The following is a 12,711-nucleotide window of genomic DNA, read 5'->3' on the forward strand; positions in this document are numbered from 1 at the left end:
TTATTTTGCGATCTGCCATGCCTATCACCTCCAGCGAAGAACGCCGACTCACCCTCACCGTGCTCAAGGCCGCCATCCAGGCCCTGGGCAGCGTTGCAGCGCGCAACATGGAAATTCTCCTGCACGACCTTGACCACCCCGAGCACTCGGTGGTGGCGATCGTCAACGGTCATCTTTCCGGCCGCAGCGTAGGTAGCCCGATCCTCGCCGCACCGGAGCAGGACCAGGGTTTCAAGGCACTGATGCAGGCCTCGGCCGACCAGCACGGCTGTGAGCCGGTGGTGCTGCCCGATTACCCCACTACGCTCAAAGGCCGCACGCTACGAAGTGCCACGGCAATTTTCCGTGACAGCAGCGGCCACCCGTTCGCCAGCCTGTGCGTCAACACCGACGTCACCGGCCTCGATGCTGCCATGAGCTTTCTCCAGCAGTTGCAGCCGCTGGGGGCCATACCGGCGGTCAACGAACCAGCCGACATGGAGCTGCTGATGAGCGAGATCATCCAGGCCGCCCTGCAGCGCAGCGGCCAGGGGCGAATGAACAAACAGGCCAAGGTCGAGGCCGTGCGCGTCATGCAGGAACGCGGCCTGTTCATCGTCAAGGGCGGTGTCGAGAAGGCTGCCAGCGCCCTCGGCGTGACGCGCTACACCATTTACAACTACCTCGAGCAACTACGCGGAGCCAGCCAATGACCTTGCACATTCATACCCCCCTGATCGAATCGCGCCCGCTGTCGTTGGCTGCCGGCCGTAATATCTGGCTCAAGCTCGACGCCCTGCAACCCTGCGGTTCGTTCAAACTGCGCGGTGTAGGCCACGCCTGCGAGGTACACCAGGCGCGCGGCGCCCGGCACTTTGTGTCCTCGTCAGGCGGCAATGCCGGTTTGGCAGTCGCCTACGCCGGACGCAAGCTGGGGGTGCCGGTGACCGTGGTGGTACCCGAAACCACCACCGAACGGGCCAAGGAGTTGCTGCACCTGGAAAACGCCAAGGTGGTGGTGCACGGCAGTTCCTGGCAAGAGGCCAACGCCCTGGCACAGACACTGGTAGGCCCGAACGATGCCTTCATCCATCCGTTCGACGACCCACTGCTGTGGGCCGGGCATGCCAGCCTGGTGGATGAAGTGGCCGAGGCCGGCCTGAAGCCGGACGCGGTGGTGCTGTCAGTCGGCGGTGGCGGCTTGCTCAGTGGCGTGGTCGAGGGGCTGAAGCGCAATGGCTGGGGCGATGTGCCGGTGCTGGCGGTAGAAACCGAGGGCGCGGCGTCGCTGCATGCGGCCATGCAGGCCGGCCATTCGGTGGAGCTGGAGCGTATCGCCTCGGTGGCGACGTCGCTGGGGGCCAAGCGTGTGGCTGATCAGGCGCTGATATGCGTGCAGCAGCATCCGGTGCACAGCCACCTGGTCAGCGATCGCGCAGCGCTGGAGGCCTGTGAGCGGTTCTTGCTGGACCACCGTGTGCTGGTCGAGCCCGCGTGCGGGGCGGCGCTGGCAGTGGCCTATGATGCCAAAGCACTGGGCGCCTTGCGCAATGTACTGGTGGTGGTCTGTGGCGGCGCTACCGCAACACTGGAGCAGATCAGGGCGTGGCTGCAGCAGGCAGACTGAAGCTGCCATCTGTCGGGGGTGATTACGACAGTCACATGCACCTGATCTACTAGGCTCGCCGCAACCGAAAAGCCCTCGCAATCGCGTCAACCCTGACGAAATGCGTATCCCGCCCTTTCGGTCTGCGGCAAGTGAAGGCACAATGCGTGTCCTTTTTTTGGCCGGCCTGGCCGGGGGCCTTTAAATGATCAAGACGCCGTATTACCTCATCGATAAAACCAAGCTGCTCAGCAACATGGAGAAGATCGCCTACGTGCGCGAACACTCCGGTGCCAAGGCGCTGCTCGCCCTCAAGTGCTTCGCCACCTGGTCGGTGTTCGACCTGATGCAGCAGTACATGGACGGTACCACCTCGTCCTCCCTGTTCGAGCTCAAGCTCGGCCGCCAGAAGTTCGCCGGCGAAACCCATGCCTATAGCGTGGCCTGGGCCGACGACGAGGTCGAGGAGATGCTTGAGAACTGCGACAAGATCATCTTCAACTCGATCGGCCAGCTGCAGCGCTTTGCCGAACAGTCCGAAGGCAAAGTGCGTGGTCTGCGCGTCAACCCGCAGGTCAGCAGCTCCGACTACCTGCTGGCCGACCCGGCCCGCCCGTTCAGCCGCCTGGGCGAATGGGACCCGGCCAAGATCGAGCAGGTGATCGAACAGATCTCCGGCTTCATGTTCCACAACAACTGCGAGAACGGTGACTTCGGCCTGTTCGACAAGATGCTCACGCACATCGAAGAGCGTTTCGGCCACCTGCTGCACAAGGTCGAGTGGGTCAGCCTTGGTGGCGGCATTCACTTCACCGGTGAAGACTATGCAGTAGACGCCTTCTGCGCACGCCTGAAGGCGTTCTCGGAAAAATACGGCGTGCAGGTATACCTGGAGCCCGGCGAAGCCGCCATCACCAACAGCGCCTCGCTGGAAGTGACCGTGCTCGATACCCTGTACAACGGCAAGCACCTGGCCGTGGTCGACAGCTCGATCGAAGCGCACCTGCTCGACCTGCTGATCTACCGCCTCAACGCCAAGATGGCCCCCAATGACGGCGAGCATACCTACATGGTCTGCGGCAAGTCATGCCTGGCCGGTGACATCTTCGGCGAGTACCAATTCGACCGTCCGTTGGCCATTGGCGATCGCCTGTCGTTCATCGACACGGCGGGTTACACCATGGTCAAGAAAAACTGGTTCAACGGGCTGAAGATGCCTTCCATCGTGGTCAAGCAGCTCGACGGCAGCGTCGAAGTCGTCCGCGAGTTCGGTTTCGAAGACTACGTTTCCAGCCTGTCGTAAGACCGGCTTTCAAGTAAGGAGCAAAAGGTAAATTGAAGAAGAACGTTCTTATCATTGGTGCAGGAGGTGTCGCCAAGGTGGTGGCCCACAAGTGCGCGCAGCATAACGACGAACTGGGTCGTATCGCTATCGCGTCACGGAACATCTCCAAATGCCAGGCCATCATCGACAGCGTCAAGGCCAAGGGTAGCCTCAAGGTACCCGCCGACATCCAGGCCTTCTCGCTCAATGCCCTCGATGTCGAGGCAACCAAGGCACTGATCCGCGAAACCGAATCGCAGATCGTGATCAATGTGGGTTCCGCCTTCCTCAACATGTCGGTGCTGCGTGCCTGCATCGATACGGGTGTCGCCTATCTGGACACCGCCATCCACGAAGAGCCGGGCAAGATCTGCGAGACCCCGCCGTGGTACGGCAACTACGAGTGGAAACACCTCGAAGAGTGCCAGGCAAAGAACATTACCGCCATTCTCGGCGTCGGTTTCGACCCGGGTGTGGTGAACAGCTACGCCAAGCTGGCGCAGCAGCAATATTTCGACAGCATTGATTCGATCGATATTCTCGACGTCAATGCCGGTTCGCATGGCAAGTACTTTGCCACCAACTTCGACCCGGAAATCAACTTCCGCGAGTTCACCGGGCAGGTGTGGAGCTGGCAGAACAGCCAGTGGACCAGCAACACCATGTTCGAGGTCAAGCGTACCGACGACCTGCCAGTGGTAGGCTCGCAAAACCTGTACCTGACCGGCCACGATGAAGTTCACTCGATTTCGAAGAACCTCAATGTACCGAACGTGCGCTTCTGGATGAGCTTCGGCGAGCACTACATCAACGTGTTCACTGTTCTGAAAAACCTGGGCCTGCTCAGCGAGCAGCCGGTGAAAACCGCCGAAGGCCTGGAAGTGGTGCCGCTGAAAGTGGTCAAGGCCGTACTGCCAGACCCGGCCTCGCTGGCCCCTGGCTACACCGGCAAGACCTGCATCGGTGACCTGGTCAAAGGCACCAAGGATGGCCAGCCGCGCGAAGTGTTCATCTACAACGTGGCTGACCACGAAGAAGCCTACGCCGAGACCGACAGCCAGGGCATTTCCTACACCGCCGGCGTACCGCCAGTGGCTGCCGCCCTGCTGGTTGCCCGTGGCGAGTGGGATGCCAAGCGCATGGTCAACGTCGAGGAGCTGCCAGCCGAGCCGTTCCTCAAGGCGCTGGACGTGATGGGCCTGCCGACCCGCGTCAAAGATGAAAAAGGCGATCGTCCTTGGGACGCTGAAGCCTAAGCAACAAACAGAAGGGGCGCCACATGGCGCCCCTTCTGCTTTCCAGGTCCAGGATCGCCACAGGCCTGAAACAAGCACGTAACCTGTGGGAGCGGGCAAGCCCGCGAAGAGGCCGGCGCAGGATTACCTCTACTTGTGGGCCTCCAGAATCAGGTTGAACGGCGTCTGCGTCGCCCGCCGGAACCTGCTGAACCCCGCCTCCTCGAAGACGGCCCGCAAGCGTGCTTCTCCGGCTTGTGCGCCCAGCCCGAGGCCCACCTCCTGCGACAGCGAATTCGGCGTGCAGATGAAGGTAGACGCGGCATAGAACAACCGTCCGACCGGTGTCAGGTTACCCTCCAGCGTGTCCTCGGCATACGGTTCCACCAGCATGACCGTGCCATCTGCCTTCAAAGCATTGTAGGCATGCCGGGCTGCCCCGACCGGATCACCCATGTCGTGCAGGCAATCGAAGAAGCACACCAGGTCATGGTCATGCCCCGGGTAGTCCTTGGCGCTGGCCTGCTGGAAGCTCACCCGCGCCTCCAACCCCGCTTCACGTGCACGCTCGTTGGCGGTGACGATCGAAGGCTCATGATAGTCGTACCCCACGAAGGTCGACGCCGGAAACGCCTGCGCCATCACCAGCGTCGAGGCACCATGGCCGCACCCCACGTCCGCCACCTTGGCGCCCGCCTGCAGCTTGGCCACCACACCCTCCAGCGCCGGCAGCCAATCCGCTACCAGAAAGGTGCGATACCCCGGCCGGAAAAACCGCTCGGTACCACTGAACATGCACGGGTGGTGATCGCCCCAGGCCAGCCCGCCATCGCCGCGCATGGCGGCTACCAGCTTGTCCTTGTCATGGAACAGCGCCGCCACCACTGCCGCGCCACCTGCCATATAGGCCGGGGAGTCCTCCAGCGCCAGGGCCATGGCCTGTTCCTCGGGCAGCACGAAATGGCCCTTGTCATGGACCATGTAACCCGAGGCCGCCTGGGCATTCAACCATTCGCGCACCAGCCGCGGGTGGCAGCCGGTCTTTTCCGCCAGTTGCTCCGGGGTGACCGCCTGGCTGTCGGCCAAGGCCCGGTACAGCCCCAGTTCATCGCCGAGGATGACGTTGGCCAGCGTCGCCGCTGCGCCCATGTCGCTCACCAGCTTGCCCATGAAATCGTGAAGCTTTGCCTCGTCCATGACCTGCCCTCCTCTGCAAGAAGGCCATCGCCAGCGAGGGACGTCCACTCCGGGGAGGCGGTGGTCGGTTCAAGGGTGTCGGTTCGCGGTACGATTCGCTACCGCGAGCTGTCAGTAAGTTTAGATGCTCTGCCTGGGCGCCGTGAAATAACGGCCTCATGGCCCACGAAACATCCATCAGGTAACAATTCCTAAACAACGATGTGACATTTTTTTTCAGCTTTCTTATCAAGGAGCTGTCAAATGAAGGTCACGGTTTTCGGAACCGGCTACGTCGGCCTGACCCAGGCGGTGTGCCTGGCCCAGGTGGGCCATTCGGTGTTGTGCATGGATGTCGATGCCGATCGGGTTGCCAGCCTGAGCGAAGGCCATTGCCCGATCTTCGAGCCCGGCCTTGCGCCGCTGCTGAAGAAGAACCTCGCCTGCGGTCGCCTGTGCTTCACCACCGACGCCGCAGCGGCCGCCAACTATGCCAGGTTGCAGTTCATTGCCGTCGGTACCCCGCCGCAAGCCGACGGCAGCGCAGACCTGAAGCATGTTTTTGCCGTGGTCGACAGCATCCTCGAACATGCTGACGGGCCCATAGTGATCGTCAACAAGTCCACCGTGCCGGTGGGTACGGTACACCGCATCAAGGCACGCATCGCCCAGGCCGTGGCCGATACCAGCCGCTTCCAGGTGATCAGCAACCCGGAGTTTCTCAAGGAAGGCTCTGCGGTGGATGACTGCATGCGCCCCGAACGCATCATCATCGGCGGCGCAGAGGCGCCCGAAGTGGAGTTGCTACGCGAGCTTTACCTGCCGTTCAGCCGCAACCGCGAAAAGCTTATGGTCATGGACGCGCGCAGCGCCGAGCTGACCAAGTACGCGGCCAATTGCATGCTGGCCACCAAAATTTCCTTCATCAACGAAATCGCCAACCTGGCCGAGCACCTGGGGGCCGACATCGAAATGGTGCGCCGTGGCATCGGCTCTGACCCGCGCATCGGTTACGACTTCATCTACGCCGGCTGCGGTTTTGGCGGTTCGTGCTTCCCCAAAGACTTGCAAGCCCTGCGCCACAGTGCCGAGGCAGAAGGCTTCGAGACGCAGTTGCTGCGCGCAGTAGAGTCGGTCAACGAGCAGCAGAAGGGCCGGCTGTTCAGCAAGATCCAGCGCCACTACCCCGGCGGGCTGCGGGGCAAGGTGTTTGCCCTGTGGGGGTTGTCGTTCAAGCCCAATACCAATGATATCCGCGAAGCCTCCAGCCGGGTCTTGCTGGAAGCGTTGTGGGCCGCGGGTGCGCGGGTCCAGGCCCACGACCCTCAGGCCATGGAAGAAATCCGGCGCCATTACGGCCCGCGTGCCGACCTGCAACTGGTGCCCTGCAAGGACGATGCATTGCAGGGCGCCGATGCCCTGGTGATCGTCACCGAATGGCAGGACTACCGGGTACTCAATCTGGACAAGGTGCCGCAGCAGTTGACCGACCGGGTGGTGTTCGACGGGCGCAACCTGTTCGAGCCCGAGCACATGGCCGCCGCCGGCCTGACTTATTACGGCATCGGCCGTGGCCAGGTGCTGCCCGCATGCCCGTACTGATCACCGGTGTGGCAGGTTTCATCGGCTACCATGTGGCGCGGCGCCTGTGCGAGGCCGGCATCGAAGTGGTCGGCATCGACAGCCTCAATGCCTACTACAGCGTCGAGCTCAAGCGGGCACGCCTGCAGCAGTTGTCCGGTTTTGCCCGCTTCCACTTCCATGCCCTCGACATCGCCAACCCAGCCGATTTGCAACAACTGTTCGCCATGCAGCCGTTCAGTGAGGTGATCCACCTGGCAGCCCAGGCCGGCGTGCGCTATTCACTGGACAACCCTGGTGCCTACGGGCAGGCCAACCTGGTTGGTTTCCTCAATGTTCTCGAGGCCTGCCGAGCGCAGCCACCACGCCACTTGATCTACGCCTCCAGCAGCTCCGTGTACGGGGCCAATGCCAAGCTGCCGTTCAGCATCGACGACCCGGTCGAGCAGCCAGTGTCGCTCTATGCCGCCAGCAAGCGCGCCAATGAACTGATGGCGCACAGCTACGCGCACCTGTACCGCCTGCCGACCACCGGCCTGCGTTTTTTCACCGTCTATGGCCCCTGGGGCCGCCCCGACATGGCGCTGTTCAAGTTCACCCGCGCCATGCTCGAAGGCCGGCCGATAGCGCTTTACAACAACGGCCTGATGGGCCGCGACTTCACCTACATTGACGACATCGTCGAGAGCATCGTGCGCCTGCGCCTGAAACCGCCCCGGCCGGCCGAAGGGAAACCACCCTGCCAACTGTTCAATATTGGCCGCGGTCAGCCGGTAAGGCTGCTGCATTTTGTCGAATGCCTGGAGGACGCCTTGGGTATCAAGGCCCAGCGCGACTACCTGCCGCTGCAAGCAGGGGACGTACTGGAAACCTGGGCCGACGTCAGCTCACTGACACGCTGGATCGACTTCTCCCCAGGCACGTCGCTGGAACATGGTGTCAACGCCTTCGTTGGCTGGTACCGGGATTTCTACCGGGTTTGATCCACGCACTCACAACACGATCACAGGTAGCCTCATGAGCGATCCACTTGACCTCTCGGTACTCATCCCCGCCAGGAACGAGGTCGACAACCTGCCGTCACTGCTGATGGAGATACGCGCTGCACTCACGGCCGAACACTACGAAGTGCTGGTGGTCGACGACGGCAGCAGCGACGGCACCCTGAGCGTACTGCAACAACTGAAAAGCCAGGGCTACAGGCAATTGCGCATCCTGCGCCACGACCGTTCGCTGGGCCAGAGCACCTCGCTGTGGCATGCCGCCCAGGCGGCCCGTGGCCACTGGCTGGCGACCCTGGATGGCGACGGCCAGAACGACCCGGCAGACATCCCCGGCATGCTTGCCCTGGTGCGCGCCAGCCAGAACCTGGCCGGCGGCGTCAAGCTGGTGGCCGGGCACCGGGTCAACCGGCGTGACAGCGCCAGCAAGCGCTGGGCCTCGCGCTTTGCCAACGGCCTGCGCAGCCGCCTGCTCAAGGATGCCACGCCCGACACCGGCTGCGGGCTGAAGCTGATCGAGCGGGCAGCCTTCCTGCACCTGCCCTACTTCGACCACATGCACCGCTACATTCCGGCACTGATCCTGCGCCACAACGGCCGCATGCTGGTGCACCCGGTCAACCACCGGCCACGCCACGCCGGTGTCTCCAAGTATGGCAACCTGGACCGCGCCCTGGTCGGCATCCTCGACTTGTTCGGGGTGTGGTGGCTGATCCGCCGCACCCGCCTGCACAGTCGCCCGCAGGAGCTTGAAGGATGACCCGCGAAACCCTCTGGCTGATCATCGGCTTCGCGGGTCAGGCCGTTTTCACCGGGCGCTTCGTGCTGCAGTGGCTGTACAGCGAACTCAAACGCCGTAGCGTGATCCCGGTGGGCTTCTGGTACCTGAGCATGCTCGGCAGCGCGCTACTGCTGACTTACGCCATCTACCGCCAGGACCCGGTCTTCATTATCGGCCAAAGCTTCGGCTTTCTGGTCTACCTGCGCAACCTGCAACTGATTGCCCGTCACCAGCACCTGAAGGAATAGCCCTTTGCCTAAGTTCAAGACGCTCGGGGCCGAACGCCTGGCCCTGATTGCCCTCGCCGTATTGCTGGTGGGCGCGGGAATCGGCTGGCGTCAGCCGATGAATGTCGATGAAGAACGCTTCCTCGGCGTGGCCCTGGAAATGCTGCAGAGTGGCGACTGGTTCATTCCGCACCGGGCAGCGGAGATCTATGGCGACAAGCCACCGTTGTTCATGTGGACCGTGGCGCTGTTCAGCTACCTGACCGGCGCACCCAAAGTTGCCCTCTACCTGCCAGGGCTGCTGTCGGCGGCGACCATCACCTGGGTGCTGCATGACCTCGGGCGGCGCCTGTGGAACCGGCGCACCGGCGTGATCGCTGCCTTGTTGTTCCTGGCCACCTACCAGAGCTACAGCATCCTGCGCACCGGGCAGATCGACAGCTTCCTGTGCCTTTGGGTTGCGTTGGGCCTCTACGGCATGCTGCGCCACTTGCTGCTGGGGCCCGCCTGGGGCTGGTTCTACCTGGCTTGCGCTGCCATGGGCCTGGGCGTTATCAGCAAGGGGGTGGGTTTTGTCCCGGCGCTGATACTGCTGCCTTATGCCTGGGCGGTGCGCCAGCGCTGGCGCGGCGTTGTCGCCATGCCCGGCCAAGGATGGCGCTGGAGCCTGGGGCTGCTGTGGCTACTCGCCGGTTGCGCGGTGTGGCTGCTGCCATTGTTGGTGTCGATCGCCCATGGCGGTGGCGCGGCAGAGCTGGCCTACCTGAAGGAAATCCTGCTGCGCCAGACCGCCAGCCGCTACGCCAATGCCTGGGACCATCGCGAGCCGTTCTGGTACTTCTTCGTCGAGGTCATCCCCAAGTACTGGCTACCTCTGATCCTGGCCCTGCCCTGGCTGATACCGGCCTGGCGCCGGCAACTGCAAAAGCGCGATGGCCGCTTCCTGCTACTGCTTGGCTGGGTGGCATTGGTGCTGCTGTTCTTCAGCCTCAGTACCGGCAAGCGCAAGCTGTACATTTTCCCGGCGCTGCCTGGCTTGATTCTGGCGATGGCGCCGCTCGTGCCGTGGCTGCTCAAGCGCTGGTGGCAGCGCCGGCCGGGCTGGCGCAAGGCGTTCACCACAGTAGCCCTGGTATGGTTCGCCCTGTGGTTCGCGCGTGGTTTCGTCGAGCCCGCCAAGGAGGGCCGCAACCCGCATGAGACGCTGATGAGCGACGCCGCACAGGCCACTGCCGGTGCCGAACTGGTGCTGGTCAACTGGCGCGAGGGGCATTGGCTGTTTGCCCGGCAACCCATCGTGCACTTCGGCTTCACCGGCCAATCCAAAGTGGATGCAGCGGTCTATTGGCTGCGCCAGCACCCCACCGCCTTCGCCTTGGTTCCTGCCAACCAACTGGGCCAGTGCTTCAGCGCCGACAAGGCCCGCAAGCTGGGTGAGACCTCGCGGGCCGAATGGTATGTAGTCGGTGCAGATGCCGACAACGGCCAGTGTCAGGCCAGTGCCCCCAACAACGTCTACCACTTCGCCTGGGCCGACACGGGGCACAGCCCGCCGGCGATTGAGGAACGGACCGGGCATTGACCAGCCAGCCCCTGCCGGGTGGGTGTTCTGGCGAATGACGACTCAAGGTCGAACTCGCGCTCCCCCCACCCATTACACTTGCAATCCATCAAATCTCAAAATACTGTATGAATATTCAGTATAGCGAGACCACGCCATGCAACTCATCGCCAAACTCGGCATCCTGGCCGATGCCGCCAAGTACGACGCATCTTGCGCCAGCAGCGGCGCGCCCAAGCGTAACTCGCGCGGCGCTGACGGCCTGGGTGCTACCAATGGCATGGGTATCTGTCACAGCTACACCCCCGACGGCCGCTGCGTATCTCTGCTCAAGGTACTGCTGACCAACTTCTGCCTGTATGACTGCCAGTACTGCGTCAACCGCCGCTCCAGCAACGTGCCACGCGCGCGCTTCAGCCCCGAGGAAGTGGTACGCCTGACCCTGGACTTCTACCGGCGCAACTGCATCAGCGGCCTGTTCCTCAGCTCCGGCATCATCCGCTCGGCGGACTACACCATGGAGCAGCTGATCCGTGTGGCCCGGCTGTTGCGCGAAAAGCACAGCTTCCGCGGCTACATCCACCTCAAGGCCATCCCCGATGCCGACCCGCTGCTGATCGAAGAAGCCGGGCGCCTGGCCGATCGCCTCAGCGTCAACATCGAGCTGCCCACCGACGCCAGCCTCAAGCGCCTGGCGCCGGAAAAGCAAGGGCGCACCATTCGCCAGGCCATGGGCGTGATTCATCAGGGCCAACAGGCTGTGGCCAACGAGCCCAGGGCACCGCGCTTTACCCCGGCCGGGCAAAGCACCCAGGTCATCGTCGGCGCCGACAGCACCGACGACAGCACCTTGCTGCGCAATGCCGAATCGCTGTACCAAGGCTACGGCCTCAAGCGCGTGTACTATTCCGCCTTCAGCCCGATCCCTGACAGCCCCGGTAGCGTGCCCCTCGCCGCACCACCGCTGCTGCGCGAACACCGCCTGTATCAAGCCGACTTCCTGCTGCGTGGCTATGGCTACAAGGCTGGCGAGCTGCTGGGCCACAGCGGTAACCTGGCACTGGACATCGACCCCAAACTGGCCTGGGCACTGGCCAACCGCGAAGTGTTCCCACTGGACGTGAACCGCGCCGAACCGGCGTTACTGGCGCGTATCCCCGGCATCGGCCTGCGCAGCGTACAGCGCCTGGTCGCCCTGCGCCGGGAGCGGCGCATCCGTTATGACGACCTGATCCAGCTGCGCTGCGTGCTGGACAAGGCACGGCCATTCATCGTCACCAGCGACTACCGTCCGGCCCAGGCCGAGCTGCGCAGCGGCTTGCTGCGAGCGCGCTTGAGTGAGCCGCCAGCGCCCGTGCAGATGGGGTTATGGGGGTGATCGCGCTCGACTGCGACGACCTGTTCGCCACCTGGCGCGATCAGGCCCGGGGCTTGTTGGGGCATGGCATCGACCCATTGGAAGTCACTTGGTCGCAAGGCCCGATGGCGGACCTGCTGGCCGTGCCGGCAGCGCCGCCTGAAGGGCCTGGCCCTTTCCAGGCCAAAGTCCCGGCCGCACTGCTGAGCCAGTTGGAGCAGGCCTCTCGCTACCGTGGCGAACAGCGCTGGAACCTGCTGTATGAAGTACTGTGGCGCGTCGCCCATGGCGACCGCACGGCAATGCTGGCGGGTGATCGGCTGGGCAGTGAGCTGCAACGGCGCATCAAGCAGGTAACCCGCGAGGCGCATCACTTGCACGCGTTTGTACGCTTCGTGCCGCTGCCTGAGGAACTGGCTGAGCACTTGCAGCTCGACCTGGTGGCCTATCACGAGCCGGCACACGACATTCTGCACAGTGCCAGCGCGCACTTCGCCGACCGCCTGGGGCATTTGCGCTGGTTGATTGCCACGCCACAGGATGGCATTCGCTTCGACGGCCAGGCGTTCGACTACCAGCGCCAGTGCCCCGAGCCCTGGCGCCAGTGGGCCCGCAATGCCGAAGACCCGGGCGCCGAACTCTGGCGCACCTACTACCGCCATACCTTCAACCCCGCCCGCCTGAACCCGGAAGCCTTGCGCCTGCACATGCCAGGACGGTTCTGGCGGCATTTGCCGGAAGGCATGCTGATACCGCAGCTTGAAGGCCTGGCGCGCCAAGGCAAACAGCGGGACGGCCAAGCCCTTGAGGTAGCCTCCCAAACCGGCAAGACAATCAGCAAACCTGTGCGCTCGGTGTAGCCGCGGAGCCCGTTGCGGCCCCG

The 12,711-nt window shown here is 63.3% G+C and carries 12 protein-coding genes; 11 read left to right on the forward strand and 1 reads right to left on the reverse strand.

The features are described from left to right. Positions 1-17: 17 nt before the first annotated feature. The 4 genes from INQ47_RS03955 to INQ47_RS03970 all read left to right on the forward strand — a co-directional run bounded on the left by INQ47_RS03955 (position 18) and on the right by INQ47_RS03970 (position 4,165). Positions 18-692 (forward strand): transcriptional regulator, encoded by a 675-nt coding sequence (locus tag INQ47_RS03955; RefSeq protein WP_252459746.1) that lies wholly within the window; start codon positions 18-20, stop codon positions 690-692. After that, positions 689-1,606 (forward strand): pyridoxal-phosphate dependent enzyme, encoded by a 918-nt coding sequence (locus INQ47_RS03960; protein WP_103444499.1) that lies wholly within the window; start codon positions 689-691, stop codon positions 1,604-1,606. Before INQ47_RS03955 ends, INQ47_RS03960 begins: the two co-directional genes overlap by 4 nt. 184 nt (positions 1,607-1,790) lie before the next feature. Continuing rightward, complete coding sequence (gene nspC / locus INQ47_RS03965) at positions 1,791-2,888, forward strand: carboxynorspermidine decarboxylase (protein ID WP_003248125.1); 1,098 nt, start codon at positions 1,791-1,793, stop codon at positions 2,886-2,888. Positions 2,889-2,920: 32 nt separating this feature from the next. After that, positions 2,921-4,165: a saccharopine dehydrogenase family protein gene (locus INQ47_RS03970; RefSeq protein ID WP_003248123.1), complete on the forward strand. Its 1,245-nt coding sequence runs from the start codon at positions 2,921-2,923 to the stop codon at positions 4,163-4,165. Between the two features lie 129 nt (positions 4,166-4,294). On the opposite strand, the gene INQ47_RS03975 is transcribed toward INQ47_RS03970, so the two are convergent. Next, complete coding sequence (locus tag INQ47_RS03975) at positions 4,295-5,341, reverse strand: class I SAM-dependent methyltransferase (protein WP_404701150.1); 1,047 nt, start codon at positions 5,339-5,341, stop codon at positions 4,295-4,297. A 243-nt stretch (positions 5,342-5,584) separates the two neighbouring features. On the opposite strand from INQ47_RS03975, the gene INQ47_RS03980 reads away from it, so the two are divergent. The 7 genes from INQ47_RS03980 to INQ47_RS04010 all read left to right on the forward strand — a co-directional run bounded on the left by INQ47_RS03980 (position 5,585) and on the right by INQ47_RS04010 (position 12,688). Further along, a complete protein-coding gene (locus tag INQ47_RS03980) occupies positions 5,585-6,922 on the forward strand; it encodes a UDP-glucose dehydrogenase family protein (RefSeq protein WP_404701151.1) in 1,338 nt (445 codons plus the stop codon). Beyond that, on the forward strand, positions 6,910-7,884 hold the full coding sequence (locus tag INQ47_RS03985; protein ID WP_404701152.1) for an NAD-dependent epimerase/dehydratase family protein: 975 nt from the start codon (positions 6,910-6,912) through the stop codon (positions 7,882-7,884). The genes INQ47_RS03980 and INQ47_RS03985 overlap by 13 nt, the downstream gene beginning before the upstream one ends. A gap of 34 nt (positions 7,885-7,918) precedes the next feature. After that, entirely contained in the window at positions 7,919-8,662 is a 744-nt protein-coding gene (locus INQ47_RS03990; protein ID WP_252459741.1) for a glycosyltransferase family 2 protein, read from the forward strand. After that, positions 8,659-8,931 carry a lipid-A-disaccharide synthase N-terminal domain-containing protein gene (locus INQ47_RS03995; protein ID WP_021782410.1) on the forward strand — a complete coding sequence of 91 codons (273 nt, stop codon included), beginning with the start codon at positions 8,659-8,661 and terminating at the stop codon, positions 8,929-8,931. Before INQ47_RS03990 ends, INQ47_RS03995 begins: the two co-directional genes overlap by 4 nt. A 4-nt stretch (positions 8,932-8,935) precedes the next feature. After that, complete coding sequence (locus INQ47_RS04000) at positions 8,936-10,492, forward strand: ArnT family glycosyltransferase (RefSeq protein WP_404701153.1); 1,557 nt, start codon at positions 8,936-8,938, stop codon at positions 10,490-10,492. Between the two features lie 136 nt (positions 10,493-10,628). Further along, complete coding sequence (locus INQ47_RS04005; RefSeq protein WP_252459739.1) at positions 10,629-11,849, forward strand: putative DNA modification/repair radical SAM protein; 1,221 nt, start codon at positions 10,629-10,631, stop codon at positions 11,847-11,849. After that, positions 11,840-12,688: a TIGR03915 family putative DNA repair protein gene (locus tag INQ47_RS04010; protein ID WP_404701154.1), complete on the forward strand. Its 849-nt coding sequence runs from the start codon at positions 11,840-11,842 to the stop codon at positions 12,686-12,688. Before INQ47_RS04005 ends, INQ47_RS04010 begins: the two co-directional genes overlap by 10 nt. Positions 12,689-12,711: the final 23 nt, after the last annotated feature.

Source organism: Pseudomonas sp. 3HC3 (assembly GCF_044904505.1).
In the GTDB taxonomy this organism is placed as follows: Bacteria; Pseudomonadota; Gammaproteobacteria; order Pseudomonadales; family Pseudomonadaceae; genus Aquipseudomonas; species Aquipseudomonas putida_Y.

What these genes read in the sequence shown, in the direction of transcription:
- INQ47_RS03955 (WP_252459746.1), top strand. Translation starts at nt 18, where the DNA reads ATGCCTATCACCTCCAGCGAAGAACGCCGACTCACCCTCACCGTGCTC.
- INQ47_RS03960 (WP_103444499.1), top strand. Translation starts at nt 689, where the DNA reads ATGACCTTGCACATTCATACCCCCCTGATCGAATCGCGCCCGCTGTCG.
- nspC (WP_003248125.1), top strand. Translation starts at nt 1,791, where the DNA reads ATGATCAAGACGCCGTATTACCTCATCGATAAAACCAAGCTGCTCAGC.
- INQ47_RS03975 (WP_404701150.1), bottom strand. Translation starts at nt 5,341, where the DNA reads ATGGACGAGGCAAAGCTTCACGATTTCATGGGCAAGCTGGTGAGCGAC.
- INQ47_RS03980 (WP_404701151.1), top strand. Translation starts at nt 5,585, where the DNA reads ATGAAGGTCACGGTTTTCGGAACCGGCTACGTCGGCCTGACCCAGGCG.
- INQ47_RS03985 (WP_404701152.1), top strand. Translation starts at nt 6,910, where the DNA reads ATGCCCGTACTGATCACCGGTGTGGCAGGTTTCATCGGCTACCATGTG.
- INQ47_RS03990 (WP_252459741.1), top strand. Translation starts at nt 7,919, where the DNA reads ATGAGCGATCCACTTGACCTCTCGGTACTCATCCCCGCCAGGAACGAG.
- INQ47_RS03995 (WP_021782410.1), top strand. Translation starts at nt 8,659, where the DNA reads ATGACCCGCGAAACCCTCTGGCTGATCATCGGCTTCGCGGGTCAGGCC.
- INQ47_RS04005 (WP_252459739.1), top strand. Translation starts at nt 10,629, where the DNA reads ATGCAACTCATCGCCAAACTCGGCATCCTGGCCGATGCCGCCAAGTAC.
- INQ47_RS04010 (WP_404701154.1), top strand. Translation starts at nt 11,840, where the DNA reads ATGGGGGTGATCGCGCTCGACTGCGACGACCTGTTCGCCACCTGGCGC.